27 protein-coding genes are annotated in these 25,498 nt (G+C 74.3%); 15 read left to right on the top strand and 12 right to left on the bottom strand.

Going from position 1 to position 25,498, the window contains the following annotated elements; all coding sequences use genetic code 11:
* Positions 1–4 precede the first annotated feature (4 nt).
* A complete protein-coding gene (locus AB0I41_RS15295; protein WP_357106977.1) occupies positions 5–544 on the top strand; it encodes a hypothetical protein in 540 nt (179 codons plus the stop codon).
* A gap of 48 nt (positions 545–592) precedes the next feature.
* Here the strand turns inward: AB0I41_RS15295 and AB0I41_RS15290 are convergent, their stop codons facing one another.
* A complete protein-coding gene (locus AB0I41_RS15290) occupies positions 593–1,213 on the bottom strand; it encodes an L-threonylcarbamoyladenylate synthase (protein WP_357106975.1) in 621 nt (206 codons plus the stop codon).
* Between the two features lie 159 nt (positions 1,214–1,372).
* Here AB0I41_RS15290 and AB0I41_RS15285 point away from each other — a divergent pair, with 159 nt between their 5' ends.
* Positions 1,373–2,344 (top strand): DNA primase small subunit domain-containing protein, encoded by a 972-nt coding sequence (locus AB0I41_RS15285; protein WP_357106972.1) that lies wholly within the window; start codon positions 1,373–1,375, stop codon positions 2,342–2,344.
* Between the two features lie 4 nt (positions 2,345–2,348).
* Here AB0I41_RS15285 and AB0I41_RS15280 read toward each other — a convergent pair whose 3' ends face one another.
* Positions 2,349–2,855, bottom strand: a complete 507-nt coding sequence (locus AB0I41_RS15280) for an Lrp/AsnC family transcriptional regulator (protein ID WP_357106971.1) — start codon at positions 2,853–2,855, stop codon at positions 2,349–2,351.
* A gap of 72 nt (positions 2,856–2,927) precedes the next feature.
* On the opposite strand from AB0I41_RS15280, the gene pdhA reads away from it, so the two are divergent.
* The 5 genes from pdhA (at position 2,928) to AB0I41_RS15255 (ending at position 9,871) form a co-directional block, all read left to right on the top strand.
* Positions 2,928–4,133 carry a pyruvate dehydrogenase (acetyl-transferring) E1 component subunit alpha gene (pdhA, locus tag AB0I41_RS15275; RefSeq protein WP_357107126.1) on the top strand — a complete coding sequence of 402 codons (1,206 nt, stop codon included), beginning with the start codon at positions 2,928–2,930 and terminating at the stop codon, positions 4,131–4,133.
* Positions 4,133–5,149 (top strand): alpha-ketoacid dehydrogenase subunit beta, encoded by a 1,017-nt coding sequence (locus AB0I41_RS15270; RefSeq protein WP_357106969.1) that lies wholly within the window; start codon positions 4,133–4,135, stop codon positions 5,147–5,149. The genes pdhA and AB0I41_RS15270 overlap by 1 nt, the downstream gene beginning before the upstream one ends.
* On the top strand, positions 5,146–6,564 hold the full coding sequence (locus tag AB0I41_RS15265) for a dihydrolipoamide acetyltransferase family protein (RefSeq protein ID WP_357106967.1): 1,419 nt from the start codon (positions 5,146–5,148) through the stop codon (positions 6,562–6,564). Before AB0I41_RS15270 ends, AB0I41_RS15265 begins: the two co-directional genes overlap by 4 nt.
* A 164-nt stretch (positions 6,565–6,728) precedes the next feature.
* Entirely contained in the window at positions 6,729–8,408 is a 1,680-nt protein-coding gene (locus tag AB0I41_RS15260; RefSeq protein WP_357106964.1) for a right-handed parallel beta-helix repeat-containing protein, read from the top strand.
* A gap of 197 nt (positions 8,409–8,605) precedes the next feature.
* Positions 8,606–9,871, top strand: a complete 1,266-nt coding sequence (locus tag AB0I41_RS15255) for an Ig-like domain-containing protein (RefSeq protein ID WP_357107123.1) — start codon at positions 8,606–8,608, stop codon at positions 9,869–9,871.
* 178 nt (positions 9,872–10,049) lie between these two features.
* Here the strand turns inward: AB0I41_RS15255 and AB0I41_RS15250 are convergent, their stop codons facing one another.
* A complete protein-coding gene (locus tag AB0I41_RS15250; RefSeq protein ID WP_357106962.1) occupies positions 10,050–11,075 on the bottom strand; it encodes an SMP-30/gluconolactonase/LRE family protein in 1,026 nt (341 codons plus the stop codon).
* Between the two features lie 174 nt (positions 11,076–11,249).
* Here AB0I41_RS15250 and AB0I41_RS15245 point away from each other — a divergent pair, with 174 nt between their 5' ends.
* On the top strand, positions 11,250–11,618 hold the full coding sequence (locus AB0I41_RS15245; RefSeq protein ID WP_357106959.1) for an STAS domain-containing protein: 369 nt from the start codon (positions 11,250–11,252) through the stop codon (positions 11,616–11,618).
* 67 nt (positions 11,619–11,685) lie between these two features.
* On the opposite strand, the gene AB0I41_RS15240 is transcribed toward AB0I41_RS15245, so the two are convergent.
* Positions 11,686–12,063 carry an FKBP-type peptidyl-prolyl cis-trans isomerase gene (locus tag AB0I41_RS15240; protein ID WP_357107120.1) on the bottom strand — a complete coding sequence of 126 codons (378 nt, stop codon included), beginning with the start codon at positions 12,061–12,063 and terminating at the stop codon, positions 11,686–11,688.
* A 175-nt stretch (positions 12,064–12,238) separates the two neighbouring features.
* The gene (locus AB0I41_RS15235; RefSeq protein ID WP_357106957.1) at positions 12,239–12,790 is read right to left on the bottom strand and encodes a hypothetical protein; all 552 of its coding nucleotides are present in this window, start codon (positions 12,788–12,790) and stop codon (positions 12,239–12,241) included.
* A 233-nt stretch (positions 12,791–13,023) separates the two neighbouring features.
* Between AB0I41_RS15235 and AB0I41_RS15230 the strand changes: the two genes are divergently transcribed.
* Positions 13,024–13,722, top strand: coding sequence for a CBS domain-containing protein (locus tag AB0I41_RS15230; protein ID WP_357106953.1), 699 nt, complete (start codon positions 13,024–13,026; stop codon positions 13,720–13,722).
* A 58-nt stretch (positions 13,723–13,780) separates the two neighbouring features.
* On the opposite strand, the gene AB0I41_RS15225 is transcribed toward AB0I41_RS15230, so the two are convergent.
* Positions 13,781–14,509 carry a helical backbone metal receptor gene (locus AB0I41_RS15225; protein WP_357106950.1) on the bottom strand — a complete coding sequence of 243 codons (729 nt, stop codon included), beginning with the start codon at positions 14,507–14,509 and terminating at the stop codon, positions 13,781–13,783.
* 115 nt (positions 14,510–14,624) lie between these two features.
* Positions 14,625–14,750, bottom strand: coding sequence for a hypothetical protein (locus AB0I41_RS15220; protein WP_357106946.1), 126 nt, complete (start codon positions 14,748–14,750; stop codon positions 14,625–14,627).
* Between the two features lie 139 nt (positions 14,751–14,889).
* On the opposite strand from AB0I41_RS15220, the gene AB0I41_RS15215 reads away from it, so the two are divergent.
* Complete coding sequence (locus tag AB0I41_RS15215) at positions 14,890–15,768, top strand: DUF2726 domain-containing protein (protein WP_357106943.1); 879 nt, start codon at positions 14,890–14,892, stop codon at positions 15,766–15,768.
* A gap of 156 nt (positions 15,769–15,924) precedes the next feature.
* A complete protein-coding gene (locus tag AB0I41_RS15210; RefSeq protein WP_357106940.1) occupies positions 15,925–16,053 on the top strand; it encodes a DUF664 domain-containing protein in 129 nt (42 codons plus the stop codon).
* Between the two features lie 132 nt (positions 16,054–16,185).
* On the opposite strand, the gene AB0I41_RS15205 is transcribed toward AB0I41_RS15210, so the two are convergent.
* Entirely contained in the window at positions 16,186–16,536 is a 351-nt protein-coding gene (locus AB0I41_RS15205; RefSeq protein WP_357106937.1) for an Lsr2 family protein, read from the bottom strand.
* 380 nt (positions 16,537–16,916) lie between these two features.
* Between AB0I41_RS15205 and lon the strand changes: the two genes are divergently transcribed.
* Entirely contained in the window at positions 16,917–19,247 is a 2,331-nt protein-coding gene (lon, locus tag AB0I41_RS15200; protein WP_357106934.1) for an endopeptidase La, read from the top strand.
* A gap of 72 nt (positions 19,248–19,319) precedes the next feature.
* Here the strand turns inward: lon and AB0I41_RS15195 are convergent, their stop codons facing one another.
* Positions 19,320–19,808 carry an SgcJ/EcaC family oxidoreductase gene (locus AB0I41_RS15195; RefSeq protein WP_357106932.1) on the bottom strand — a complete coding sequence of 163 codons (489 nt, stop codon included), beginning with the start codon at positions 19,806–19,808 and terminating at the stop codon, positions 19,320–19,322.
* Positions 19,809–19,863: 55 nt separating this feature from the next.
* On the opposite strand from AB0I41_RS15195, the gene AB0I41_RS15190 reads away from it, so the two are divergent.
* On the top strand, positions 19,864–20,331 hold the full coding sequence (locus AB0I41_RS15190) for a MarR family transcriptional regulator (RefSeq protein WP_357106929.1): 468 nt from the start codon (positions 19,864–19,866) through the stop codon (positions 20,329–20,331).
* Positions 20,332–20,450: 119 nt separating this feature from the next.
* On the opposite strand, the gene AB0I41_RS15185 is transcribed toward AB0I41_RS15190, so the two are convergent.
* Complete coding sequence (locus tag AB0I41_RS15185; RefSeq protein WP_357106926.1) at positions 20,451–22,250, bottom strand: DEAD/DEAH box helicase; 1,800 nt, start codon at positions 22,248–22,250, stop codon at positions 20,451–20,453.
* Positions 22,251–22,318: 68 nt separating this feature from the next.
* Positions 22,319–23,158 (bottom strand): hypothetical protein, encoded by an 840-nt coding sequence (locus AB0I41_RS15180; protein WP_357106923.1) that lies wholly within the window; start codon positions 23,156–23,158, stop codon positions 22,319–22,321.
* Positions 23,159–23,291: 133 nt separating this feature from the next.
* On the opposite strand from AB0I41_RS15180, the gene AB0I41_RS15175 reads away from it, so the two are divergent.
* Both AB0I41_RS15175 and AB0I41_RS15170 read left to right on the top strand, forming a co-directional pair.
* Entirely contained in the window at positions 23,292–24,449 is a 1,158-nt protein-coding gene (locus tag AB0I41_RS15175) for a histidine kinase (RefSeq protein ID WP_357106921.1), read from the top strand.
* The gene (locus AB0I41_RS15170) at positions 24,446–25,051 is read left to right on the top strand and encodes a response regulator transcription factor (protein ID WP_357106918.1); all 606 of its coding nucleotides are present in this window, start codon (positions 24,446–24,448) and stop codon (positions 25,049–25,051) included. The genes AB0I41_RS15175 and AB0I41_RS15170 overlap by 4 nt, the downstream gene beginning before the upstream one ends.
* On the opposite strand, the gene AB0I41_RS15165 is transcribed toward AB0I41_RS15170, so the two are convergent.
* The gene (locus AB0I41_RS15165) at positions 25,048–25,476 is read right to left on the bottom strand and encodes a nucleoside deaminase (RefSeq protein WP_357106914.1); all 429 of its coding nucleotides are present in this window, start codon (positions 25,474–25,476) and stop codon (positions 25,048–25,050) included. The two genes, AB0I41_RS15170 and AB0I41_RS15165, sit on opposite strands and share 4 nt — an antisense overlap.
* Positions 25,477–25,498 lie beyond the last annotated feature (22 nt).

Genomic DNA, 25,498 nt, shown 5'->3' with positions numbered 1-25,498 from the left:
GGCGATGGACGGCGCGCAGGACGGCGGAGAGCTGGTGGCGTCGCTCGGGCGCGCGCTCGCCCGACTCGCCTTCGTCGACCTGACCACCGATGCGGTGACGGCGCGGATCATCGAAGCCGTGGCCGCCTGGGCGAGTGACCAGGGCTGGCGGGTCTACCGCCGCGCACCGAGCGTGGTGCCGTTACCGCCGCCGCTGTCGCACCAGCGATCCGTCCTGGATGTGGCGTGTGCCAGGCCGGACGGGCCGCCCGTCGTCGTCGAGGTCGACCACACCGATCGGCGTCGTACCTGGGACAAGTTGACGGCGGAGGCCGAGGCCGGCCGCGTGGCGGTATGGGTGCGCTGGGGCCCGGGGCGGTTCGGCGCACCGCCGCCGCCCATTCACCTGGTGACGTGCCAGGTGACCCGCCGCAACGGACCGGCCGGCCGTCTCCACACCCGCGCCCCGGACAGCTACCGGCCGCCCCCGCAGCACTCGGTCCACGGTGCCGACAGCACCGCAGTGCGGTTGCCCCTACCGTCGTTGGACGCCGAGACGGCCTGAGTCACCGGTCGCCGCGCTCCAGGACACGCCGCGGCCGGGGCGGTCGCCCTACTCGAAACGGGCCGGGTCTCCGGCGCCCCGCCGGACGATCTCCGGTTCGTCCTGCGAGAAGTCGATCACCGTGGTGGGCAGGGTGCCGCATCCGCCGGAGTCGAGCACCGCGTCGACCGCGTGGTCGAGCCGTTCCTTGATCTCCCAGCCCTGCGTCATCGGTTCGGCCTCGTCGGGTAGCAGCAGGGTGCTCGACACCAGCGGCTCGCCCAGCTCGGTCAGCAACGCCTGCGCCACCACGTGATCGGGAATGCGGACCCCCACGGTCTTCTTCTTCGGGTGCAGCAGCCGGCGCGGCACCTCCTTCGTCGCCGGCAGGATGAAGGTGTAGCTGCCGGGGGTCGCCGCCTTCAGCGACCGGAACAGGGCGTTGTTGATCTGGACGAACTGGCCGAGCTGCGCGAAGTCCCGGCACACCAGGGTGAAATGGTGCCGGCTGTCGAGCTGGCGGATCTCCCTGATCCGCTCGATGCCGTCCCGGTTGCCCATCCGGCAGCCGAGCGCGAAGCACGAGTCCGTCGGGTAGGCGATCAGCCCGTCCCGGCGGACGAGGTCGGCCACCCGGCTGATCGTCCGTGGTTGCGGGTTCTCCGGATGCACGTCGAGGTACGTCGCCATGCCGGCAGCCTACGAGCGGAAGCCCCGGTCCGCGGAATCGGCGGCCACCACACGCCGGGGCCGGGTTTGCACCCGACGGTCGACCGCCCGTGCCGGTCACCGCGTGGACTCCCGGTGAGCCGGGCGCGGGAGTCGGTCGGTGCCGTTACGGTGTGAGTCGTGGCGACGGCGGCGGAGGAGATCCAGGTCGGGGAGCGGCTGGTCCGGGTCTCCAGCCCGGGCAAGCCCTACTTCCCCGAGCGCGGTTTGACCAAGCTGGACGTGGTGCGCTACTTCCTCGCCGTCGGCGACGGCATCCTGCGCGCGCTGCGGGACCGGCCGACCATGCTGGAACGCTGGCCGCGCGGGGTCTTCGAGGGCGCGAAGATCGGCACCCGGCAGGACAACCGCGGTGACGCCTTCTACCAGAAGCGGCTGCCGGCCGGCGCCCCCGACTGGGTCCGCACCGCGCACATCACCTTCCCGAGCGGGCGGACGGCCGACGAGGTCGCGCCGAGCGAGCTGGCCGTGGTCATCTGGGCGGCCAACCTGGGCACGTTGCGGTTCCACCCCTGGCCGGTCTCCGCGGCGGACGTGGAACGCCCCGACCAGCTCCGCATCGACCTCGACCCGATGCCGGGCGTCGGCTTCGACCAGGTGGTGCCGGTGGCGCGCGAGGTCCACGCCTTCCTCGACGAGCTGGGGCTGGTCGGCTGCCCGAAGACCACCGGCGGGCGGGGCCTGCACGTCTACCTGTCGATCGAGCCGAGGTGGAGTTTCGGCGAGTGCCGGCGCGCGGTGCTGGCGCTGGGCCGGGAGATGCAGCGCCGCCGGCCCGACCTGGTCACCACCACCTGGTGGCGGGAGCAGCGGGACCGACCGGTCTTCGTCGACTACAACCAGATGGCCCGCGACCACACCATGACCTCGGCGTACTCCATCCGGCCCACCCCGGCGGCGCTGGTCTCCGCGCCGTTGGACTGGTCGGAGCTGGACGACGCCCGGCCCGAGGACTTCGACGTGGTGAGCATGCCGGCCCGGTTCGCCGGGCGGGGCGACCCGCACGCCGGCCTGGACGAGCGGCGCTTCTCGCTGGAACCGCTGCTGGAGCTGGCCGATCGGGAGGGGCTGGCGGCCCCGCCGGAGCGCTGAGGGGTCACCGCCAGGGGGTCTGCGCGCCGGCGAACTCCTCGAAGACCAGCCAGCTGCGGGTGGAGAGCACACCGGCGATGCCCTGCACCCGGTCCAGCACCACGTCCCGCAGGGTGGCGTTGTCGGGCGCGCGGACCAGGGCGAGGACGTCGTGCTCGCCGCTGAGCAGCGCGACATGTTCGACGTAGCGCACCCGGGCCAGCTCCGCCGACACCTCCCGCCAGGTGTTCTGCTCGATGGTCAGCGCGAGGTACGCCGAGGTGCCCAGCCCGGCCGGCTCCGGCGCCACCTGCGCCCGGAACCCGGTGATCACCCCGTCGCGCAGCAGCCGCTCGACCCGGGCGTACGCGTTGGTGCGCGAGACGTGCACGCGTTCTGCCAGCGTACGGATGGAGAGCCGGCCGTCGCGGACCAGTTCGTCGAGGATCCGCCGGTCCACCTCGTCCAGCGGACCGACCGAACGTCCCGTCCCGCCCGGGCCGCCCGGCTCCGGGCTGGTCTCCTGGCTCACATCAGCCCCCTCGGGATGCCATTCATCCCACGTTCATCGCGCATCTTGAGTCAATCATCCGACGGCAGGAGCATAAGGCAACCACACGTCCAGGAGGTCCCCGCCGTGACGACTACACCCCAGGCGGTCCGCAGGGCATCCCCGCGCACCCGCCGGCCGGCCACCCCGGCCGCGCCCGACCCGTCCGCCGGCCTGCTCCCGCAGCCCGAGCCGGTCCGACTGCTCGACCCGGACGGCACCCCGCTGCCGGCCCGGGCCGACTACCCCGAGCCGCCCGTCGAGGCGCTGCGCGAGATGTACCGCCGGATGGTCATCGGTCGGCGCTTCGACACCCAGGCCACCGCGCTGACCAAGCAGGGCCGGCTCGCCGTCTACCCGTCCGCCCGCGGCCAGGAGGCCTGCCAGGTCGGCGGGATCCTCGCGCTGCGCGACACCGACTGGGTGTTCCCCACCTACCGCGAGTCGATGGCACTGACCGCCCGGGGCATCGACCCGGTCGAGGTGCTCACCCTGCTGCGCGGCGACTGGCACTGCGGGTACGACCCGGCGCAGCGGCACACCGCGCCGCAGTGCACCCCCCTCGCAACCCAGTGCGTGCACGCCGCCGGGCTGGCCTACGGCGAGTCGTACCAGGGCCGGGACACCGTGGCGCTGGCGTTCATCGGTGACGGCGCCACCAGCGAGGGCGACTTCCACGAGGGGGTCAACTTCGCCGCCGTGTTCAAGGCCCCGGTCGTCTACTTCGTGCAGAACAACAAGTACGCCATCAGCGTGCCGCTGTCCCGGCAGACCGCCGCGCCGAGCCTGGCGTACAAGGGGGTCGGCTACGGCGTGCCCAGCGAGCAGGTCGACGGCAACGACCCGGTGGCGGTGCTGGCGGTGCTCACCCGCGCCGTGGCGCACGCCCGCGCCGGTCACGGCCCGTTCCTGGTCGAGGCGCACACCTACCGGATGGAGCCGCACACCAACGCCGACGACGCCACCCGGTACCGCGACGCCGACGAGGTCGAGGCCTGGCGCGACCGCGACCCGGTCGCCCGGCTGGACGCGTGCCTGCGGGCCCGCGAGGTGCTCGACGACGCGGCGGTCGCGGCGATCGCCGAGGAGGCCGAGGCGTACGCCGCGGACCTGCGCGACCGGATGAACGCCCAGCCCACGGTCGACCCGCTCAGCCTCTTCGACCACGTCTACGCCGAGCCGACCCCGCAACTGGTCGAGCAGCGCGAGCAGGTCCGCGCCGAGCTGGCCGCCGCCCGCGACGAGGAGGAGGACGCCTGATGGCCACCATGACCATGGCGAAGGCGCTCAACGCCGCGCTCGCCGACGCGCTGCTCGCCGACGACCGGGTGGTCGTCTTCGGCGAGGACGTCGGGCAGCTCGGCGGCGTCTTCCGGATCACCGACGGGCTCCAGGCCCGCTTCGGCGACAAGCGCTGCTTCGACACCCCGCTGGCCGAGGCCGGCATCGTCGGCTTCGCCGTCGGGCTGGCCATGTCCGGGCTGCGCCCGGTGGTGGAGATGCAGTTCGACGCGTTCGCGTACCCGGCGTTCGAGCAGATCGCCTCGCACGTGGCGAAGCTGCGCAACCGCACCCGCGGCGCGCTGAGCGTGCCGATCGTGATCCGGGTGCCCTACGCCGGCGGCATCGGCGGGGTCGAGCACCACTGCGACTCGTCCGAGGCGTACTACGCGCACACCCCGGGCCTGAAGGTGGTCACCCCGGCCACCGTCGAGGACGCGTACTCGCTGCTGCGCCAGGCGATCGACGACCCGGACCCGGTCGTGTTCATGGAGCCGAAGAAGCTCTACTTCTCGAGCGCCGAGGCGGAGCTGCCGGCGACCACCGCGCCGTTCGGTCGCGCGGTCGTGCGCCGGCCCGGCACCGACGTCACCCTGGTCGCGTACGGCCCGGCGGTGCCGGTCGCGCTGGAGGCCGCCGAGGCCGCCCGCGAGGAGGGCTGGGACCTCGAGGTCGTGGACGTGCGCACCATCGTGCCGTTCGACGACGAGACGGTCACCGCCTCGGTCCGGAAGACCGGCCGGTGTGTGGTGATCCAGGAGGCGCAGGGCTTCGCCGGCGTCGGCGCGGAGATCGCCGCCCGGGTGCAGGAGCGCTGCTTCCACGCCCTGCACGCCCCGGTGCTGCGGGTGTCCGGGCTGGACATCCCGTACCCGGCGCCGATGCTGGAGCACACCCACCTGCCCTCGGTGGACCGGGTGCTGGACACGGTGGCCCGCCTGCAGTGGGACGACCAGCCCGACGCGCGTTGGCTGTCCCAGGGGAGCGCCGCGTGACCACCATCGAGCGGACACAGGTCTTCCTCCTGCCCGACCTGGGCGAGGGGCTGAGCGAGGCCGAGATCGTCGAGTGGCGGGTCGCCGTGGGCGACGTGGTCACGGTGGACCAGAGCGTGGTCGAGGTGGAGACCGCCAAGGCGGTCGTCGACGTGCCCTGCCCGTACGCCGGCCGGGTGGTGGCCCTGCACGGCGCGGCGGGTGAGGTCCGCCCGGTCGGCCAACCCCTGATCACCATCGCGCCGCTCGACGGCGGCGGGGAGCCGGCCGGGCACGCCACCTACCGCGAGGAGGAGCGGGCCGGCTCCGGCAACGTGCTGATCGGGTACGGCACCGGGCACGCCGGCGCCGGTCGGCGCCGGCGTCGCCCACGGCCGGCGCAGGCCCCCGAGCCCACCGCCGCCCTGCCGGCCCCGGTCGCGGGTCCTGCCGCGGGCGGGGTCGCCGCACCGGCCCCGGCCGCCGGGAGCGCCCCGGCGGGCGGTGCCGCGACCGGCGGGAGCGCGGGGCCGTCCACCGGCCGGTCCGCCCTGGTCATCTCGCCGATCGTGCGACGGCTGGCAAAGGACCGTGGCGTGGACCTGGCGTCGCTGCGCGGCACCGGGCCCGGCGGGGTGATCCGCCGCGCGGACGTGGAGGCGGCGCAGCCCGCCCCGGCAACGCGGCTCGCCGCCGTGCCGGACGCGCCCGAGGCGCACGTCGGGCTCGCCCCGGCCGGCGGGCAGGACGTGGTCATCCCGCTCACCGGCATCCGCAAGGTGATCGCCGACAAGCTCTCCCGGAGCCGCCGGGAGATCCCGGAGGTGACCATCTGGGTGGACGTGGACGCCACCGGGCTGCTGGCGACCCGGGCGGCCATCAACGCCGCCACCCCCGACGCGCCGGTGAGCATCCTGGCTCTGCTGGCCCGGATCTGCCTCAGCGGGCTGCGGAAGTTCCCGCAGCTCAACGCGCGCGTCGACACCGAGGGCCAGCGAATCGTCCAGTCGGCCGGGGTGCACCTGGGCATCGCCACGCAGACCGACCGGGGCCTGATCGTCCCGGTGCTGCGCGACGCCCAGCGGCTCACCACCCGGGAGTTGGCCGCCGCGCTGGCGGAGACCACCACCGCGGCCCGGGCCGGCACGCTTCCGCCGGCCCGGCTGACCGGCGGGACGTTCACCCTCAACAACTACGGGGTGTTCGGGGTGGACGGTTCGACACCGATCATCAACCACCCGGAGGCGGCCCTGCTCGGGGTGGGCCGGATCGTGGACAAGCCCTGGGTGGTCGACGGGCAGCTCGCGGTGCGCAAGGTGACCCAGCTCAGCCTCACCTTCGACCACCGGGTCTGCGACGGTGGCGTGGCGGGCGGCTTCCTGCGGCACGTGGCCGACTGCGTCGAGCAGCCGGCCCTGCTGGTCGCCAACGTCTGAGCGATACGGCGGAGCCGGCCGGGAACGGCCGGCTCCGCCGCTCGACGGCATCGTGTCCGGTTCGTCCCTCCACCGGCATTCGCCGGAGTGCGGGGTGGCGTTTTCCGGTCGGCGGGCCGGGAAACCGGCGGCGGGGAACGACCGGACCGCCGAGAGGAGCACCGGTGTCGTACGAGGTTCTGCCCGCCGCCGTGCGGGCCCGCCGCCCGTCCGTCGCCGGTGCGCCGCTGTGGTGCGACGCCCACCAGTACGGGCTGACCGGCGACGGGGTGACCAACGACCAGCCGGCGCTGGCCGCCCTGGTGGACCGCCTCGGCGACGGGTACGCCGCCGACGGGCGGGCCCGGGTGATCTACTGCCCGCCCGGGATCTACTCCATCCGCGACGCCGGCACGGTCTGGCGCAGCGGGGTGTCGCTGATCGGGGCCGGCCCCGCCGCGACCCGGTTCCTGCTGAGCAACGAGGGCAACCGGGCCGACCCGACGCCGCTGGCCTTCTGGACCACCCTGCAGCACGGCGCCGACCGGGACCGGCACATCGCCGACTGCACCTTCGCCGACTTCGAGATCGACGGTTCCAGCGTGGCCATGGCCGAGTACAGCTACCTGGCCAAGGGGCTCGGCCTCCAGTACGTGGTGCGCGGGGTGTTCCGCAACCTCTACATCCACCACACGGCGGCGAGCGGGCTCGGGTGCGACTTTCTCCAGGACAGCGTCATCGACGGCGTGGTGGTGGTCGGCTGCGGCCGGCTGGACAACGGCGAGGAGATGGGCGGGGCCGGCATCGGCGTCGGCATCGGCGGCTGGGGCACCGTGGAGCGGCTCACCATCGCCAACTGCACCGCCCTCGGCAACGGCACCAACGGCATCTTCCTGGAGTTGCAGAAGGACCACTGGGCGCTGCCGCGCGGCTACCGGATCATCGGCTGCCACAGCCAGGGCAACCGGTTTGGCATCTCCGACTGGGGCGCCGACGGGCTGATCGTCACCGGCTGCACGATGACCGGCAACCTGGAGGCCGGCTTCGACGTCTCGGCGAACGGCACCTCGGGGATGGCCGGTCGGGGCGGGCTGCTGACCGACTGCGTGATCGACGGCAACGTCCTCGACGGGATCAGCATGGGCAACACCCCCGGCCCGTACACGGTGCGGGGCAACCGGATCAGCGGCAACGGCGCGTACGGCTACCACGAGCACAACCTCGGCCGGGGCTATCAGGACCCGGCGATGGACGTGGTGATCGAGAGCAACGAGTTCTGGGGCAACGGCCTGGACGCGATCCGCGTCGACCGCCCGATGACCGACGCGATGGTGCTCAACAACCGGGTCCGCAACAACGGGCGGCAGTGCGGCGAGGCGTCGGCCGGTGGCGGCGAGACGGTCCGGTACAGCGACAAGACGCTGGTGGACCGGTCGGCGAACTGGCCGCCGGACGGGCACCGGGGCAAGGTGCTGCGGGTCGGCCAACGGGTGGCCGCGGTCGCCGCGAACACCGCCACCGAACTGATCCTCGCGCCGGTACGCCCCGACTCATACAGCGCCTGGAGCGGCGACACCCCGCTGCCCGGGACCGCGTACGAGCTGCCCGCCGCGCCGCACACCCGGGCCGGGATCACCATCAACGCGCCCTTCGACTCGGCGACGATCCGGGGCAACCGGGTCTGGGACAACCACCGACAGCGCACCCAGACCCACGGGCTGTGGATCACCGAGCGGGGCAGCTGTGTGGCCTGCCGGGTCGAGGACAACGACCTCGCCGGCAACGGCGACGGCCCTACCCGGTTGGACACCCCGCCGGTCGGCGGCCGGTGGGACCGTAACCACGGCGACCAGGACTGGGACTGAAAGGTCGGAGTCGGCACGCCGGGGGCGGGGACCACCCAGGGCTACCTGATCCGGGACGGCCGGGCCGGTGAATCGCGGTCGAGCACGTCGGCGACCAAAAGCCCGGCCGTTTCCGAGCATTTCCCGCGAAAGTGCGCCGCAGCCCGAGAGCCGCCGTACAGAATGTGGCCAAGGGGAATGGAAACGGGGGGGTGAATATGGATGTGAGGCGGCGATTGACGCTGTTGGCGGTGACCATCGCAGCCACACCGCTGATCCTCGGGGGGTGCACGGCGGACCGGAAGCCCGGGGCGGCGGGAGGAGCCGCGGGGCCAGCCGTCACGGTGACTCCCGCGGAGGGGACGAAGGAGGTTCCGGTCAGCGCGGAGGTCGGCACCAGCGTGTCCGGTGGGAAGGTCACCGGGGTCAAGCTCACCGACGACAAGGGGAAGCAGGTCGCGGGGGAGCCTCGGGAGGACGGATCGAGCTGGGTGCCGAGCACTCCGCTGGAGAAGGGCCGGACCTACACCGCGGAGGTGACCGCGTCCGGCGACAAGGGACGGACGACGGTCCGACGGACGACGTTCGTCACGGCGGCGAAATCGACCAAACAGGCGATCACCAGCACTCTCTATTTCACCGGTGATCAGACGTACGGCACGGCCATGCCGGTGACCGTCGCATTCGAGCCGGGAATTCCGAAAGAGGCCAGGGCGGACGTGCAACGGCGATTGTTCGTGAAGACCGACCCGCCGCAGCCGGGCGCCTGGTCGTGGCTGGAGGACGGCACCCAGGTCTACTACCGGGCGCCGGACTTCTGGAAGCCGGGCACGAAGATCAGCGTCCGGGCCGGGCTGGAGGGGCTGCCGATCGGCAAGCAGTACGTCGGGGACGACGACCGCAGGGCGGCGTCGAAGATCGGCCGGCAGGTCGCCCTGGACATCGACAACGCCACCAAGCAGATCTCGGTGTTCCAGGACGGCAAGCTGCTCCGCAAGATCCCGGTGAGCCTCGGCAAGGAGAGCACGCCGAGTTCCAGCGGCAAGATGGTGATCATGGAGAAGTTCCAGCAGACGACCTTCGACACCCGGGGTGCGCCGGACGGCGGCTACGTGGTCGACGTCGAGGACGCGCAGCGGCTCACCTGGGGCGGCGAGTTCATCCACGCCGCACCGTGGTCGGAGGGGGACCAGGGCAACACCAACGTCTCGCACGGCTGCGCCAACGTCTCCAACACCGCGGCCGACTGGCTGATGGGCATCACCCAGGTCGGTGACCTGGTCACGGTGAAGGGCACCGAGACGCAGCTGCAGGCGGGCAACGGCTGGACGGCCTGGAACACCGGCTGGGACGAGTTCGTCAAGGGCAGCGCGCTGCCGGTGCCGCCCGGGCTGAAGCCGGCGCCGGTCATGAACCCGCCGCACCCGGGCGCGGTGGCCGGGGGCTCGTCGCCAGCGCCCGCGCCGTCCTCCAGCGGCGGCTGAGACCAGGGGAGGAACGACCGGGGGTACGACCGGTCCGCCATCCGGCGGGCCGGTCGTGCTTGTTCGGCGGGTACGCGTGGACCGCTCCGGCGCCCCTGCCGGGTGGCTCCCCGAGACGCTGCGCCCGGTCCGCCGCACCCTCCACGGCCGGCCGGCCGGCCCGACCGGACACCGGACGTCAGGTCAGGTCGACGCGGGCCACCCCGGTGCCGACCAGGCTGCCCAGCCAGAGCCGGTCGCCGTGCTGCCGGACCCCGGTGATCATCCAGTAGGCGCCGTCGGGGCCGTGCAGCGTCCGCAGCACCGTCCCCTCGCCGTCGACGAGGGCGACCAGCCCGTACTTCCGCGGCTGTGGTCGTACCGCGTCGGGCAGCAGCGCCACCAGTTGGCGCAGCCGGGGGTGGGGCAGCAGCCGCTCGACGACCGGCAGTCGGGGGCTGGGCAGCGCGATCCAGTACGTCCCGTCGCCGACCGCGGCGAGGTTGTCCGGGTACGCGGGCAGGTCGGTGAGCACGGTGACCGCCCCCTCGGGTAGGGCCACCCGCACCAGCCGGTGGGTGCTGGTCTCCACCAGCATCAGCGCCGACTCGTCCGGGGTCAGCGCGATCCCGTTGGGGAAGTAGAGCCCGTCGGTCACCACCTCGGTCCGCCCGGAGCGCGGGTCGTACGCCAGCACCCGCCCGTTGGGGCGGTGTTCGAGCAGGTCGTGCTTCCAGTGCGAGAGCGGGTAGCGGTCCGACGAGTCGGTGAAGTAGACGGTGCCGTCGCGGCCCACCGTGGCGTTGTCGGCCAGGTGCACCGGCGGCGCGGTGCCGGTCAGCTCGCGCACCGCGCCGTCGGGGTTGATCCGTAGCAACCCCCGGTACGCGTCGCAGACCACCAGGCTGCCGTCCCGCGGGTCCAGCTCGATGCCGAGCGGCCGTCCGCCGGTCTCGGCGAGCAGCCGGGGGGCTGTGCCGGCGGGCGCGTCGGCGGGCCACCACCAGAGCCGGCCGTCCTCGTCGCCGCTGACCACCCGGCCGTCCGGGTCGATCAGCACGTCCTCGGGCCCGTGCGCGCCGGGCGGCAGGGGCAGCAGCTCGATCCGGTCGAGCCGCCGGTCGACGGCCGCCCAGGCCCCGTCCAGCGGGGGCGGGACGGTGGCCGGCTCGCGGACGGGCCGGATCAGGCGGGGCGGGCGCTGGCGCTGGCGCGGTACGACCATCGGACCATTGTCACTCGCCGATCCCGGCCCGTCCTGCCGCCGAGGCGTGTCGCAGCGTGGCGGCGCATCGTCCCTGAGCAGGATGGGGGACTCTCCCGGGGGCGACCCTGGGTGTACCCGGATTCGGTCCGTGGGAGGGCGGAAATGTCGGTGGGCGGGGCTAGATTCGTCCGTATGGGACAGCGGGGTGACCGGCTCCACGTGCAGCTCAGCGTGGGTGACGACGTGGTCGGGGTGCGGGTGGTCGGCGAGATCGACGTCGCCTCGGTCGGCGTGTTGCGCGCCGCGCTCTGGGCTGCCCCGGCCCGCCCGGTGCTGCGGGTCGACCTTTCCGGCGTCCGGCTGCTCTCCGCCGCCGGGGTCCGCGCGCTGGTCGCCGCGCACCTGCGGGTCCGGGCCCGCGGTGGCGAGCTGGTGCTGGCCGACCCGGATCCGGTGGTCGCCAGGGTGCTGCGGGCCACCGGCCTGCACCGGGTCATCCCGGTGGTGGAGAGCCTGCCCACCACGCCCTGCTCCCGCGGTGAGCTGGCCGCCTGCGCCTGAGGTGCGCCGGCTGCCCCGGTGCCTGAGGCGCGGGGCCGCCGGCACGCCGCCGCCGGCCCCGCGCCGGTCAGCGGACGCCGAGCAGGTCGACGACGAAGACCAGCGTCTCGTTCGGCTTGATGGCGCCGCCGGCGCCCCGGCTGCCGTAGCCCAGGTGCGGCGGGATGGTCAGCCGGCGACGACCGCCGACCTTCATGCCCACCACGCCCTGGTCCCAGCCGGCGATGACCCGGCCGCCGCCGAGCGGGAACTCGAACGCCTCGCCCCGGTTCCACGAGGCGTCGAACTCACGCCCGGTGGAGTGGGACACCCCGACGTAGTGGACGCTGGCCAGCTGGCCGGGCTGGGCCTCCGGGCCGTCGCCCATGGTGATGTCCTCGATGACGAGGTCGGCCGGGGGCGCGCCCTCGATCGGGCCGACCTCGGGCTTGGCTGCCTGGGGCATGTTCATCTGCTGATCTCCTGCCGTGCTGGCTCGATTGTCCGGTCGGTTCCGATCCTGCCGGATCGCGACCCACCGATCCCCGGCAGTCCCGACGACGGTCGGGCGCCGCCGTCGCGGCGGACCCGGACCGCCGGAGGGGCGCCACCGTGGGTGGCGCCCCTCCGGGTCGGTGCGGTCACTTCAGCCAGCCGTACTTCCGGACGACGGGGAGGTTCGCCCAGGCCCGACCGAGGCCGAGGGTGTTGCCCGCGCCCACCAGGGCCAGACCGGCGAGCACCGCGGCGTAGATCAGGTGATCGTCCATGAAGGGGTTGTTCGCGGGAGGGAGGACGGCCGTCCACATGAGCACCATCAGCAGCGTGCCGGCGGTGGCGGCCAGCCGCATCCCGACGCCGAGCATCAGCGCCACGCCGATCCCCGCCAGACCGGCCATGAACAGCCAGTCGGCCCAGGTCGCGCCGGCGATGTCCTGGTAGATGCCCTTGAACGGGCCGGCCGCGCCGAAGGTGAGGAACCCCTTGGTCGGGCTGCCGCCGTTGATCCAGGCGTTCTTCGTCCCGGTCTCGTGGCCGAGGCCGAAGGCCTTGTCGAGAAACGCCCAGAGGAAGATCCAGCCGAGGGCGATCCGGGTGCCGGCCCAGACGTACCGGGCGGCGCGCTCACGGGGGGTCTCGGCCACCGGAGCGATGGTGGCGGCGGTGGCGTTCCGCTCGATCGTCGCGGTCATGGTGTCCACGTCCCTTCTCTGCCTGGCACCGCGCTTTCCGGTGGCACATTCATTCCACCGCTGGGCGGCGGTTGTGGGCAGGGCCGGTCGGGCCGTCCCGGACCGGGACCTTGGACCCCGAACGCGGCCCTCCACGGGGGACCTTCGGCCCCCAGCCGACCGGTCCACCGCCTCTGACCCCCCTGGTCGGCGCCGCCATACCGTGCGGGTGGAGATCAACCGAGGAGGTCGTGATGAGGACGTGGCAGGTGGGCGACGTGATGACCCGGGACGTCGCGACGGTCGGGGAGGAGACCCCGTACCGCGACATCGTCGACGTGCTGATCCGGCGGGGGATCAGCGCGGTGCCGGTGGTGGACGGGTTCCGGCGGGTGCTGGGCGTGGTGTCCGAGGCCGATCTGCTGCACAAGGTGGAGCGGGCCGGCAACCCCGACGAGCGGCGGGTCTTCGAGGGCCGGCGCCGGCGGCTCGCGCGGGAGAAGGCCGACGCGCTGGTGGCAAAGGAGCTGATGACCGCTCCGGCGGTCACCACGTACCCGGAGTCGCCGCTGCCGGCCGCAGCCCGGCTGATGGACCGGGAGGCGGTCAAGCGGCTGCCCGTGCTCGACGACCTCGGCCGGCTGGTCGGCATCGTGACCCGCAGCGACCTGCTCCGGGTCCACCTGCGCAGCGACGCGGAGATCCGCGAGGACGTGGTGCAGGAGGTGCTGCGGCGGGTGCTCGCCGTGCGGGACGGACTGGTCACCGTGCAGGTCCGCGACGGTCAGGTGACCCTGGACGGCCGGCTCGACCGGCGCAGCGCCGCCGACCTGGCGGTCCGGCTCGCCGGGCAGGTCAGCGGCGTGGTCCGGGTGGTCGACACCATCGGGTACGACGTGGACGACACGATCCTCGTCGAGCTGCCCCCGGGCCAGGTCACCCCGGTCGCCTGAACCCGCACCCCTCTGGGGCCTGTCCTGCCGGCGCCTCCGGGGCGGGTTCCCGCCCCGGTCAGGCCCGGTGGGTCACCGGGTCGGCGAGCTGCGCGGCCAGCAGCGCGGGCGCCTGCGCCAGCGACGGGCCGTACCAGGTGAGGTGCCGGCCGGAGACCAGCGCGCAGGCCGTGTCGGGGAACGCCTCCGGGCCGTCCGCGGCGGTGAACGCGTACGGCTCGTCGGGCAGCACGACCAGGTCCGGTTCGCGGGCCCGCAGCGCGTCGAAATCCGGGCGCGGGTACCGCTGCGCGTCGTCGGCGTACAGGTTCGCCACGCCGAGCCGGCGCAGCACGTCACCGGCGAAGGTGTCGCCGCCGAGCACCACCCAGGGCCGGCGCCACACCGGCACGACGGCCCGGCGCAGCACCGGCGGCGTGGCCGGAGCGGCCCAGGCGCGGTGGGCGGCGGCGAGCCAGTCCGGTTCGGTGGTGACGCCGAGCGCGGCGAGCAGGTCGGCCAGCTCGGTCAGCGCCTGCGGCACGGTACGCGGGTAGGTGACCCGGACCGGCACCCCGGCCGCGACCAGCGCGTCGGCGTCGGCGCGCCGGTTCTCCTCCACGTTGAGCAGCACCAGGTCCGGGCGCAGGGCGAGCACCCGATCCAGGTCCGGGTACTTGCTGCCGCCCACCCGGGCCACGTCCAGCCCCTCCGGGTGCGTGCACCAGTCGGTCGCGCCGACCAGCACCTCCGGCACGGTCACCGCCACCGCCTCGGTCAGCGACGGCACCAGCGAGACCACCCGCACGACGTACCCCCTCCTGCGGCGCGGACCGCGCCGGCGCGACGGCGGCCCACCACCGCCGGTCCGACCCATCGTCCCTTGGGTCGCCCGCCCTGTCACCGGCCGCCCTGCCCCGCTGCTACCGGCGGATCACCATCAGCGGCCCGTCCTCGGCGGTGGCCAGCGCCGCCCGCTCGATGGCCTGGGAGACCGTGACGAGGCTCCGCTTGGTCAACCGTTCCGGGACCTGTCCGCTGTGCCGCACGCGCTGAGCCTGGAGAAACGGCCGGTCCGCGCACCCGGCGGCGCCGGGTGCCCGGATCCGACCGCACCGGCGAGGCGACGGCGAGGATCGACGCCCTAGACTCGACGGTCGACCGACCACGTGAGGATCCGGCACCACCATGACGACGCGTACCGCCACCGACGACGGTTCCCGGCTGCGGCCGCTGCCGGTCGACGGCGCCGCACTGTTCACCCGGGCCGGTCAGGTGGTGCACGCCGGCCGCCGGCTCGGTGATCTGGTGGCCCGCCGCCCGGAGGGGATCACCGGGCACCAGTGGAGCTCGGCGACCCGCGAGGAGTTCGACCAGGTGGTCTGCGCCGCCGACAGCGGCCGGCCGCTCTTCGCCGTCGTGCTCGGCGCGCCGGCGCCGGCCGGCTCGGCGGAGCAGCGCGCCGAACGGATGCGCGACGCCGTCTGCGCCGCGGTCGGCCTGCCCGTGCTGCGGATCGAGTCGCCGACGTTGCGGTCCGCCGCGCACGGCCAGCGGATCGTCGGGTACGTCATCGACGCCCGCGCCTACGCCGGTCCCGACCCGACGGCCGGGGCGGACGACGACGTACCGGTCGGGTTCCGCGACATCGTCGGTCGGCTGCCCGACGGCCGTGCCGGTCACGTCAACGACCTCGGCGCGCTGGCCCGGGCCGCGGCCGTCGACGCGTACGTGTCCCGGCAGCTGGCCGACCCCATCGTGCGAGGGCTGCACGTCCGGTGGCGGGACGGGGCGGCCGAGGGGTGGAGCTGGGTCGAGATGCGGCCCGGTCGCTGCCTGGTCGAGCGGGTGACGGTCCGCGAGCACCGCTTCTGGTGTGGAGTGGACGCCGCCCGGCTGGCCGAGGACCTGGCCGCCGTCGCAATCGGGGACCGGCTGCGCGCGCTGGAGACCGACGGGCCGGCGCTGGTGGACCGGGGCGAGCTGCGGCAGGAGATCCGTGGGCTGCGCGCCCGCCGGGACGAGCTGGTGGGCGGCTTCGCGTACGACCACCTCTGCGTCGACTGACACCAGACGGCAGCGTCGCCGCACGGTTACCCCGCGTCTCCCGCGCTGCCCGCTCGGGCCGTCGTCGCCGTTCCGTTACGAATTGCTCGATCCGGGTTGAACCATCGCCTGCGGCGCTCCGTACCTGAGCGGGAATGGAGACAGATCTTTTCAGCCGTGCCACCCGACGCGGCGGACGGTGCGGAAAGGGATCGGCGGCTGTTCCACCTGTTACAGGAGTACGCCCGGCACGTGGGGCGGCTCGACGTGGCTCGCCAGCTCCTCGACGGGGTGACGGGGGAGTGATCCGCCCGCTGCTTCCCGCCACGGGCGCACCGTCGGGTGGAAATTGTTAACGGGGTGAAAAGCGCCGGGGCCTTCGCTGATTTCTCAGCGTGACCCCGGCGCGGCGGATCGTGATGCCCGGACGATGCCGGGTCAGCGGTTCTTCCACGCCTCCACGACGTTGACCGGGATGCGCCCGCGCTCGGAAATCTCGTAGCCGTTCTTGGCGGCCCATTCCCGGATGGCCCGGTTCTGCTCGCGGTCCATTCCGGACACCGCGGCGGCGCGGCCCGGGCGGCGGCCCGGGCGGCCGGCGTCCACGTTGCCCCGCCCCATTCGCCTGCCAGCGCTGATGTACGGGTCCAGCGACTTGCGCAGGACCCCCGCGTTCTCGTCGGAGAGGTCGATGGTGTACGCCACCCCGTCCAAGCTGAACTCGACGGTCCGATCGGCCTTTCCACCGTCGAGGTCGTCGGTCAGAACGGTGATTACTTTCCTTGCCATCGCCAATGCTCCCTGGTGTCGGGCGGGGTGTGGCTAAGAGTTTGACGTATCGGCCCGCTATTTCGCAACAATATGCGTCTCTTTCATTTGACGAGTCGCGGCAATCGTGGAAAATCCGCGCGGTCCAATGGGCGGGTGGCGTCAGTCCGCGAGCGCTCCGGCGTGTCCCGCCGACCCCGCTCGCCGCGCCGGTGGGACGGCCCAGGATGGGCGCAGCAGCACGGCGCCCATCCGTTTCAGCGCACCCGCTTCGACACGTACGGGCCGCTCGCCGGTCTCCACTCCGCGTGGCGACGTGGCCTGGGTCACACCCCGGAACAAGGGGAACGCCTTGTGACTTGAGCCTGACACGCTCAACCCAACGCGATAGCAGGTGTTCGATGGCAACTCTTCCGGTACTTCCCCTGACCGACGCCGTCCTGCTGCCCGGCATGGTCATCCCGGTGACCCTCGACCCGAGCACCCAGGCCGCGGTCGACGCGGCCCGTGCTACCGGCGACAAGCAGCTCCTCGCCGTGCCCCGCATCGACGGCGAGTACGGCTCCGTCGGCACGGTCGCCACCATCGAGAAGGTCGGCCGGCTGCCCAGCGGCGAACCGGCCGCCGTGGTCCGCGGCCTCGCCCGGGCCCGGATCGGCTCCGGCGTCCCCGGACCCGGCGCCGCCCTCTGGGTCGAGGCGACCGAACTCGACGAACCCGCCCCGGCCGGGAAGGCCCGGGAACTCGCCCGCGAGTACCGCGCGCTGATGACCTCGGTGCTCCAGCAGCGCGGCGCCTGGCAGGTCATCGACGCCATGGAGCGGATGACCGACGTCTCCGAGCTGGCCGACGCGGCCGGCTACGCGCCCTGGCTCACCCTGGCCCAGAAGACCGAGCTGCTCGCCGCCCCGGACGTCGTCGCCCGGCTGGAACTGCTCGTCGGCTGGGTGAAGGACCACCTGGCCGAGCAGGAGGTCACCGAGCGGATCAACAGCGACGTCCGCGAGGGACTGGAGAAGTCCCAGCGGGAGTTCCTGCTCCGCCAGCAGCTCGCCGCCATCCGCAAGGAACTGGGCGAGGACGAGCCCGACGGCTCCGCCGACTACCGGTCCCGCGTCGAGGCCGCCGAACTGCCCGAGAAGGTACGCGAGGCGGCGCTGCGCGAGGTCGGCAAGCTGGAGCGGGCCAGCGACGCGTCCCCGGAGGCGGGCTGGATCCGTACCTGGCTGGACACGGTGCTGGAGATGCCGTGGACCACGCGTACCGAGGACAACACCGACCTGGCCGCGGCCCGGGCGGTGCTCGACGCCGACCACGCCGGCCTGGCCGACGTGAAGGACCGCATCCTGGAGTACCTCGCGGTGCGCAACCGGCGCGCCGAGCGCAACCTCGGCATGGTCGGTGGTCGCGGCTCCGGCGCCGTCCTCGCCCTCGCCGGCCCGCCCGGCGTCGGCAAGACCAGCCTCGGCGAGTCGATCGCCCGGGCGCTCGGCCGCAACTTCGTCCGGGTGTCGCTCGGCGGCGTCCGCGACGAGGCGGAGATCCGCGGTCACCGGCGCACCTACGTCGGCGCGCTGCCCGGCCGGATCGTCCGCGCGCTGCGGGAGGCCGGCTCGATGAACCCGGTCGTGCTCCTCGACGAGGTCGACAAGCTGGCCGCCGGCTACGCCGGCGACCCGGCCGCCGCCCTGCTGGAGGTGCTCGACCCGGCGCAGAACCACACCTTCCGCGACCACTACCTGGAGGTCGACCTCGACCTGTCCGACGTGCTCTTCCTGGCTACCGCCAACGTGGTGGAGACCGTCCCCGGCCCGCTGCTGGACCGGATGGAGCTGGTCACCCTGGACGGCTACACCGAGGACGAGAAGGTCGCCATCGCCCGGGACCACCTGCTGCCCCGGCAGCGGGAGCGGGCCGGGCTGACCGCCGACGAGGTCGCCGTGGCCGACGAGGCCCTGGCCCGGATCGCCGGGGAGCACACCCGGGAGGCCGGCGTGCGGCAGCTCGAACGCGCCCTGGCGAAGATCCTGCGCAAGGTCGCCGTCGAGCTGGCCACCGACCCGGCACCGGTCCGGGTGGACACCGGCAACCTGGCCCGCTACCTGGGCCGGCCGAAGTTCACCCCGGAGTCGGCCGAGCGCACCGCGGTGCCCGGCGTGGCCACCGGCCTGGCGGTCACCGGCGCCGGCGGCGACGTGCTCTTCATCGAGGCCACCAGCATGGAGGGCGAGCCGGGGCTGACCCTCACCGGCCAGCTCGGCGACGTGATGAAGGAGTCCGCGCACATCGCGTGGTCGTACCTGCGCTCCAACGGGCGCCGGTACGGGCTGGACCCGAACGCCCTCGCCGGGCGGCGGATCCACCTGCACGTGCCGGCGGGCGCGGTGCCCAAGGACGGCCCCAGCGCCGGCATCACCATGGTCACCGCGCTGGCGTCCCTGGTGACCGGCCGGCCGGTGCGGCCCGAGTTCGGGATGACCGGCGAGGTGACCCTCTCCGGCCGGGTGCTGCCCATCGGCGGGGTGAAGCAGAAGCTGCTCGCCGCCCACCGGGCCGGCCTGACCGAGGTGATCGTCCCGGCCCGCAACGAGCCGGACCTGGACGACCTGCCCACCGAGGTCCGCGAGGCGCTGACCGTGCACACCCTCGCCGACGTCGCCGACGTGCTCGCCCTGGCGCTGCGCCCGGCTGACGCCGACACCCTCACCGGGTCGGCGCTCACCGCCGCCTGACCGGTGACCGGCGCGCCCGGGGGCGCGGGCAGGCCGCCCGCGTCCCCGGGCCGTCGCGCTGGCGGCGGCCGGTCAGCGTGCGGGTCGGCCGAACCCCAGCCGACGTGCGCATCGCCCCATCGCCCGGGAGAGCCTCGCGGGCGCGGAGTCGGGGGCGGGGATCCGCACCGGGCGGACCCGGCCGTTGTGCAGGGCGGTGAACCGCCACCCCTCGCCGGTCCGGACCGCGACGAGGGTCTGTCGGGACAGTCGGCGCCGGGGCAGCCGGGACCGCCACGGCATGAGCACCGATCCGGTCCCGTGCACGATCGCCACGTCGGCGGTGACCAGACGGATCGACTCCACCTCGCCGACCAGCGCCGAGCCGGCGAGCACGCCCCGGAAGAGCTGGTCGTGGGCCGCCTGCATGGGCGCGCGGCCGGTCGCTCTGGTGCCGTCGTAGGAGACGTAGTCCGAGTCCGGCGTGAAGCAGGCGCCGTAGGCGGTGGCGTCATTCGCCGTCCAGGCGGCCAGTAGCCGGTCGAAGAGCTGCCGGATCTCGGTGCGGTAGTCGTCGGTCACGGGAACCCCCTGCTACTGTTCGATCGTCGAAATGAACGCTAGCAGAAAGATTCGAATGTCGAAAAGTGAGTTGCCGCGCGAGGTGGCCCGGCAGATCCGGCTCCTGCAACAGAGCTTCGACGCGTTCGACGAGGCGGCGGCGGCCCGGCTCGGCATCAACCGCACGGACCTGCGGGCCCTGGACATCGTCCTCGGGGGTGGACCGCTGACCGCCGGGGAACTGACGACGGCGTTGCGGCTCAGCCCGGCGGCCACCACCACCGTCATCGACCGGCTGGAACGAGCGGGACTGGTGGCGCGTACCCGGGACCCGGAAAACCGGCGTCGGGTCCTGGTGGCGGCCACCGAGGCGGCCCGCACCGCCGAACGGGAGGTCTACCAGCCAATCGGCGAGGCGGGCCTGCGGGCCCTCGGCCGCTACGACGGCACCCAACTGGCCACCATCGTCGACTTCCTGGCCACCGCCCGCGCAGTGCAGCAGGAGCACGCCGAGCGGCTGGCCGCACCCCCGCGGCAGCGCTGAGGCCGGGCGCCGCCGACAGCCACGGCCAGCGGCTCACCGCCGCCTGACCGGCGAACCCGCCCGACGCGGCGCGACACGACGAGGCCCCCGGTCCGACCGACCGGGGGCCCCGGCGTACCTCAGTGCCGGTCGCGGCGCTCCCGGCCGCCGAAGTCCCGGTCGCGGCGCTCGCGCCGGTCACCGCCGTCGAAGCGGCGCTCGCCGTCGCCGTCGCCGTCCCGGTCCCGGCGTACGGTGGCCTTGCGGCCCTTGATGGTGCTGCCGCGCAGCCCCGCGATCACGTCGTCGGCGACCCCGACCGGCACCTCCACCAGCGAGAACCGGTCCGCGATCTCGATCGAGCCGATGTCCCGCCCGTTCAGCCCCGTCTCCCCGGTGATCGCCCCCACCAGGTCCTGCGGACGGACGCCGGCGCGCCGGCCCAGCCCGATGAAGACCTGCGTGGTGCCGCCCGAGCGCGGTCGGGCGCCGCCGCGCCGCTGGTCACCCCGACCCCCGACCTCCGGCCGGCCCTCCCGGGGGGCCCGCACCGCGACCTGGGGGATCTCCTCCTCGTCCTCGGTGGTCGGCCCGGCCGCCTCGTGGGCCAGCTTCACCGCCGCCAGCGCGACCTCCATCAGGTCGAACTCGTCGCTGAGCGTCTCCACGATCACCCGGAACGGGTCCAGGTCGTCCTCCAGCAGCGACTCGCGCAGCGCGGCCTGGGTCAGCTCCAGCCGGCGGGTCCGCAGGTCGGCCACCGTCGGGATCTTGTCGATGCCGATCCGCTGACCGGTCACCCGCTCGATGGTCTTGAGCATCCGGTGCTCGCGCGGCTCGGCGAGGGTGATCGCCACGCCCTCCCGCCCGGCCCGGCCCACCCGGCCGATCCGGTGCACGTACGACTCCGGCGCCGACGGCACGTCGTAGTTGACCACGTGGGTGAGCTGCTCCACGTCCAGACCCCGGGCGGCTACGTCCGTGGCGACCAGCAGGTCCGCCGTGCCCGCGCGCAGCCGGCCCATCACCCGGTCGCGCTGCTCCTGGCTCATCCCGCCGTGCAGTGCCTCGGCCCGGTAACCGCGGCCGTTCATCGTCTCGGTGAGCCGGTCCACCTCCTCCCGGCTGCGGCAGAAGACGATCGCCGCGGTGGGCGACTCGACGTCGAGCACCCGGCCCAGCGCGGCCGGCTTGTGCCCCCGGGCGACGATGTACGCGCTCTGCCGCACCCGGGGCGCCTCGCCGGCGACCGGCTGCTCCCGGCCGATCTGGATGCGTACCGGGTCGGTCAGGTGCTGGCGGGCCATCCCGTCGATCCGGGACGGCATGGTGGCCGAGAAGAGCACCGTCTGCCGCTGCGCCGGGGCGTGCTCCAGGATCGCCTCGATGTCCTCGGCGAAGCCCATGTCGAGCATCTCGTCCGCCTCGTCCAGCACCACCGTGGCCAGCTCGCCCAGGCGCAGCGTGCCCCGGGCGATGTGGTCCAGGGCCCGGCCGGGGGTGGCCACCACCACGTCCACGCCCATGTCGAGCGCCCGCAGCTGCCGGCCGATCGGCTGGCCGCCGTAGATCGGCAGCACCCGAGTGCCGAGGTCCTTGCCGTAACGGTGGAACGCCTCCGACACCTGCACCGCCAGTTCCCGGGTGGGCACCAGCACCAGCGACACCGGATCGCCCCCGCCGCGCCCGTCCGGCATCCGCTGCAACAGCGGGAGCGCGAACGCGGCCGTCTTGCCCGTACCGGTGGCCGCCTGACCGAGCAGGTCCTGACCGGCCAGCAGCGGCGGGATCGCCTCCCGCTGGATCGGGGTCGGCTCCTCGTAGCCGAGGGCCGAGAGCGCGCCGAGCAGTTCGGTGCGCAGCCCGAGATCCGCGAAGGCGGTCGCCTCGTCGGTGCTGCCGTCGGTGGTGGGGTCGGTCGGTGCGGGTGCGGAACTCATGGCCAAAGCTTTTCATCACCGGTCCCGGTCCGCTCCGGCGACCGGCACAACCGTCGTGTGGGCCACGCTCAGGCGACGATGGTGAGCACGACGGTGACCCCGACGACGGTGTCGAGGACGGCGCACCACTCGGCGTACCCGCGCGGCACCACCCGGCCGGTGCGGTGGTGCGCGAGGTCCCAGCCGGCGTGCCCCAGCCAGCCGGCGGCCACCAACCAGCGCGCCGGGCCGTCGTCGGCGACCGCCGCGAGCCCGGCCAGCGCGGTCCAGCCGGCCAGTCCGGCCAGCTGCACCGGCAGCGTGCCCGGGGTGCGCCACTGCCGGCGCGCGGTGCCGATCAGCAGGTAGCCGGCCGGCAGCACGAGCAGCATCACCGGTGGCGGGACGGTGGGGGAGACCCAGTTGTCGACCGTCATCAGCAGGGCCAGCCAGGTCGGCCAGCGGCGCGCCAGCGCGGCGGCCACCGGGTGCCGGTTCGCCGGCGCCGGGTGCCCGTGCCGGTGCCGCAGCGCCACCAGGACCATCGCCGGGAGCATCAGCAGGTGTCCGCCGAGCGTCAGCGCGTCCCCGCTGACGAGCCCGGCGGCGAAGGGGACGAGCAGCAGCAGGAACGGCAGGTACATGGCGGCGACCATCTCGGCGGTGGCGCGGGCCGGGTGGCCCCGGTGCCACATCCAGGCGGCCATCCCGATCGACATGTCAGTCGCCATCACCAGGGCGGCGACCTCCGGCCGGGCCAGCATGCCGGAGAAGCCCAGCGCCGCGCCGGCCGTGCGCCAGAGCGGACCGAGCAGCAGCATCCCGACCACCATGGCGACGGTCATCTCGGCCAGGTGCCGCAGCAGGCGGCGGCCGGGGCGGTTCGCGGGGGTCGGCGGGGACGAGGGTACGGCGAGCGTCTCGGACATGCCTCGACCCTGCCGCCGACCGGCGCCCGGGCGACAGGCGCGACCGTCACGGAAAGACCGTGCGGGGCGCACGGCCGGACCGTGACGTTCCGCAGGGGTGGCCGGGGCCGGCGGGGCCCTAGGATCGGCGGACATGACGGTCGGCGTGGCGGCGACGGACCGGCGGCTGCGCCGGGCCCGCAGGGTGACCCTCGGGTCGCTGGCCGTCAGCCTCTGGGCCAGCCTGCTGCTGCCCGGGATCGGCCTGACCCGGGAGCCCGACCCGGTCCGGCTGGCGTGCGGCGCGGTGGGCGTCGTCGCGTTCGCGCTCGCGCAGACCGCGGTGCTCCACGCGGCGGTCACGCCGTGGCTGGCCCAGCGGCGGCGACGCCGGTTCGAGGTCGCGTTCGCCGTCGTCGCGGCGCTCAGCGTGCCCCTGGTCGGCCCGGTGGCGGCCGGCACCTGGCCGACCTGGGCCTGGCTCGGCGCCTCGCTGATCGGCATGACCCCGCTGCTGCTGCGGCCCGCCGCCGCGCTGGCCGCCGCCGCGGCGACCCTGGCGGTCGCGCTGGCGGTGGCCGCCTGGACCGGCGGGGCGGTCGGCCCCACCCTGGCCGTCACCGGCCTCGTCGGCGGCGGGACCGCCGCGGTCAACCGGGTGCAGGTCTGGTTCTGGGACCTGCTCGTCGAGGCCCGGCAGGGGCAGGCGGCCCAGGCCCGGCTCGCCGCCGCCGAGGAGCGGCTGCGCTTCGCCCGGGACGTGCACGACCTGCTCGGGCACGACCTCACGGTGATCGCGCTCAAGGCCGAACTGGCGGCCCGGCTCGCCCCGGTCGACGCCGGCCGGGCCGGCCGGGAGGCCGCCGAGGTGCAGCGGCTCGCCGGCTCGGCGCTGCACCGGGTCCGCGAGGCGGTGCACGGGTACCGGGCGGTCGACCTCGCCGAACAGCTCGCCGCGGTGACGGAGGTCCTGCGCTCCTGCGGGGTGCGGTGCGACGTCGTACCCCCGCCGGGCGACCTGCCGGCGGGCGTCGCCGCCGACCTGGCGGCGGTGCTGCGCGAGGCGGGCACGAACGTGCTGCGGCACAGCCAAGCCGGCTGGTGTCGGATCGAGATCACCCGGGAGGGCGGCGTGGCCACGATGACGATGCGCAACGACGGCCTCGGCGTCGGCGCCGACGCCGAACCGGACCGGCACAGCCACGGGCTGCGCGGCCTGACCGAGCGGCTGACGGCGGCCGGCGGCGGCCTGCGTACCCGCCGGGCGGACGGCGTGTTCACCGTCGAGGCGACCGTGCCGGTGGTCCCGTGATCCGGGTCCTGCTCGCCGACGACGAGGAGCTGATCCGGCAGGCCCTCGCCGCCCTGCTCGGCCTGGAGGGCGACCTCGAGGTGGTGGCGCAGGCCGGCGACGGGCGTGCCGCGCTCGACGCGGCGCGGGCCCACCGGCCGGACGTCGCCGTGGTCGACCTGGAGATGCCGCCGCCGGGCGGGATCGAGCTGGCGGCGGAACTGGGCCGCGCCCTGCCCTCGTGCGCGGTGGTGATCCTCACCGGCCACGGCCGCCCCGGCCACCTGCGGCAGGCGCTCACCGCCGGGGCCCGCGGCTTCCTGCCCAAGGGCGCTCCCGGTGGCGCGCTCGCCGACGTGATCCGCCGGGTCCACGCCGGCTCCCGGTACGTCGACCCGGCGCTGGCCGCCGACGCGCTGACCCTCCCGCCCTGCCCGCTGACCCCCCGCGAGCTGGAGACACTGCGGCTGGCCGAGTACGGCGCCCCGGTCGCGGTCATCGCCCGGCGCACCCACCTGGCCGCCGGGACGGTCCGCAACCACCTGGCGGCGGGCGTGCAGAAGCTCGGCGCGGCCGACCGGGCCGAGGCGGTGCGGATCGCCCGCGAGGCGGGTTGGCTCTAGGCCGTTTCGACCGGCACCCGCGCCTCGTCGAACAGCGCCGGTCCGGCGTACGCCACCGGCGGCGCCGCCCCCGCCGGTCGCAGCCCGGCCAACTGCTCGGCGCTGAGCGCGTAGACCACCCGGCCCAGGCCGGAGCGCTCGATGGCGGTGGCGCACATTCCGCACGGCTGGCAGCTGGTGTACATCGTCGCGCGGCCCGCCTCGTCGGCGTCGAGCCGCCGGGCCGCCCAGCGGGCCAGCTTCAGCTCCGGGTGCGCGGTGATGTCGTCGTCGGTCCGCTCGGTGTTGACCTCTTCGGCCAGCACCCGCCCGTCGGCGGCGACCAGCAGCGACCCGAACGGGCCGTCCCCGGCCGCCCGGGCCGTACCGGCCAGCTCGATCGCGCGGCGCAGGTGTCGTTCGTCGGTCTCGGTCAGCACGCTCATCCCGGTCGGGTTCCCCAGCGGA

Source organism: Micromonospora sp. NPDC050200 (genome assembly GCF_040656135.1).
GTDB lineage: Bacteria > Actinomycetota > Actinomycetes > Mycobacteriales > Micromonosporaceae > Micromonospora.
This window is presented reverse-complemented; position numbering and strand designations above follow the sequence as displayed.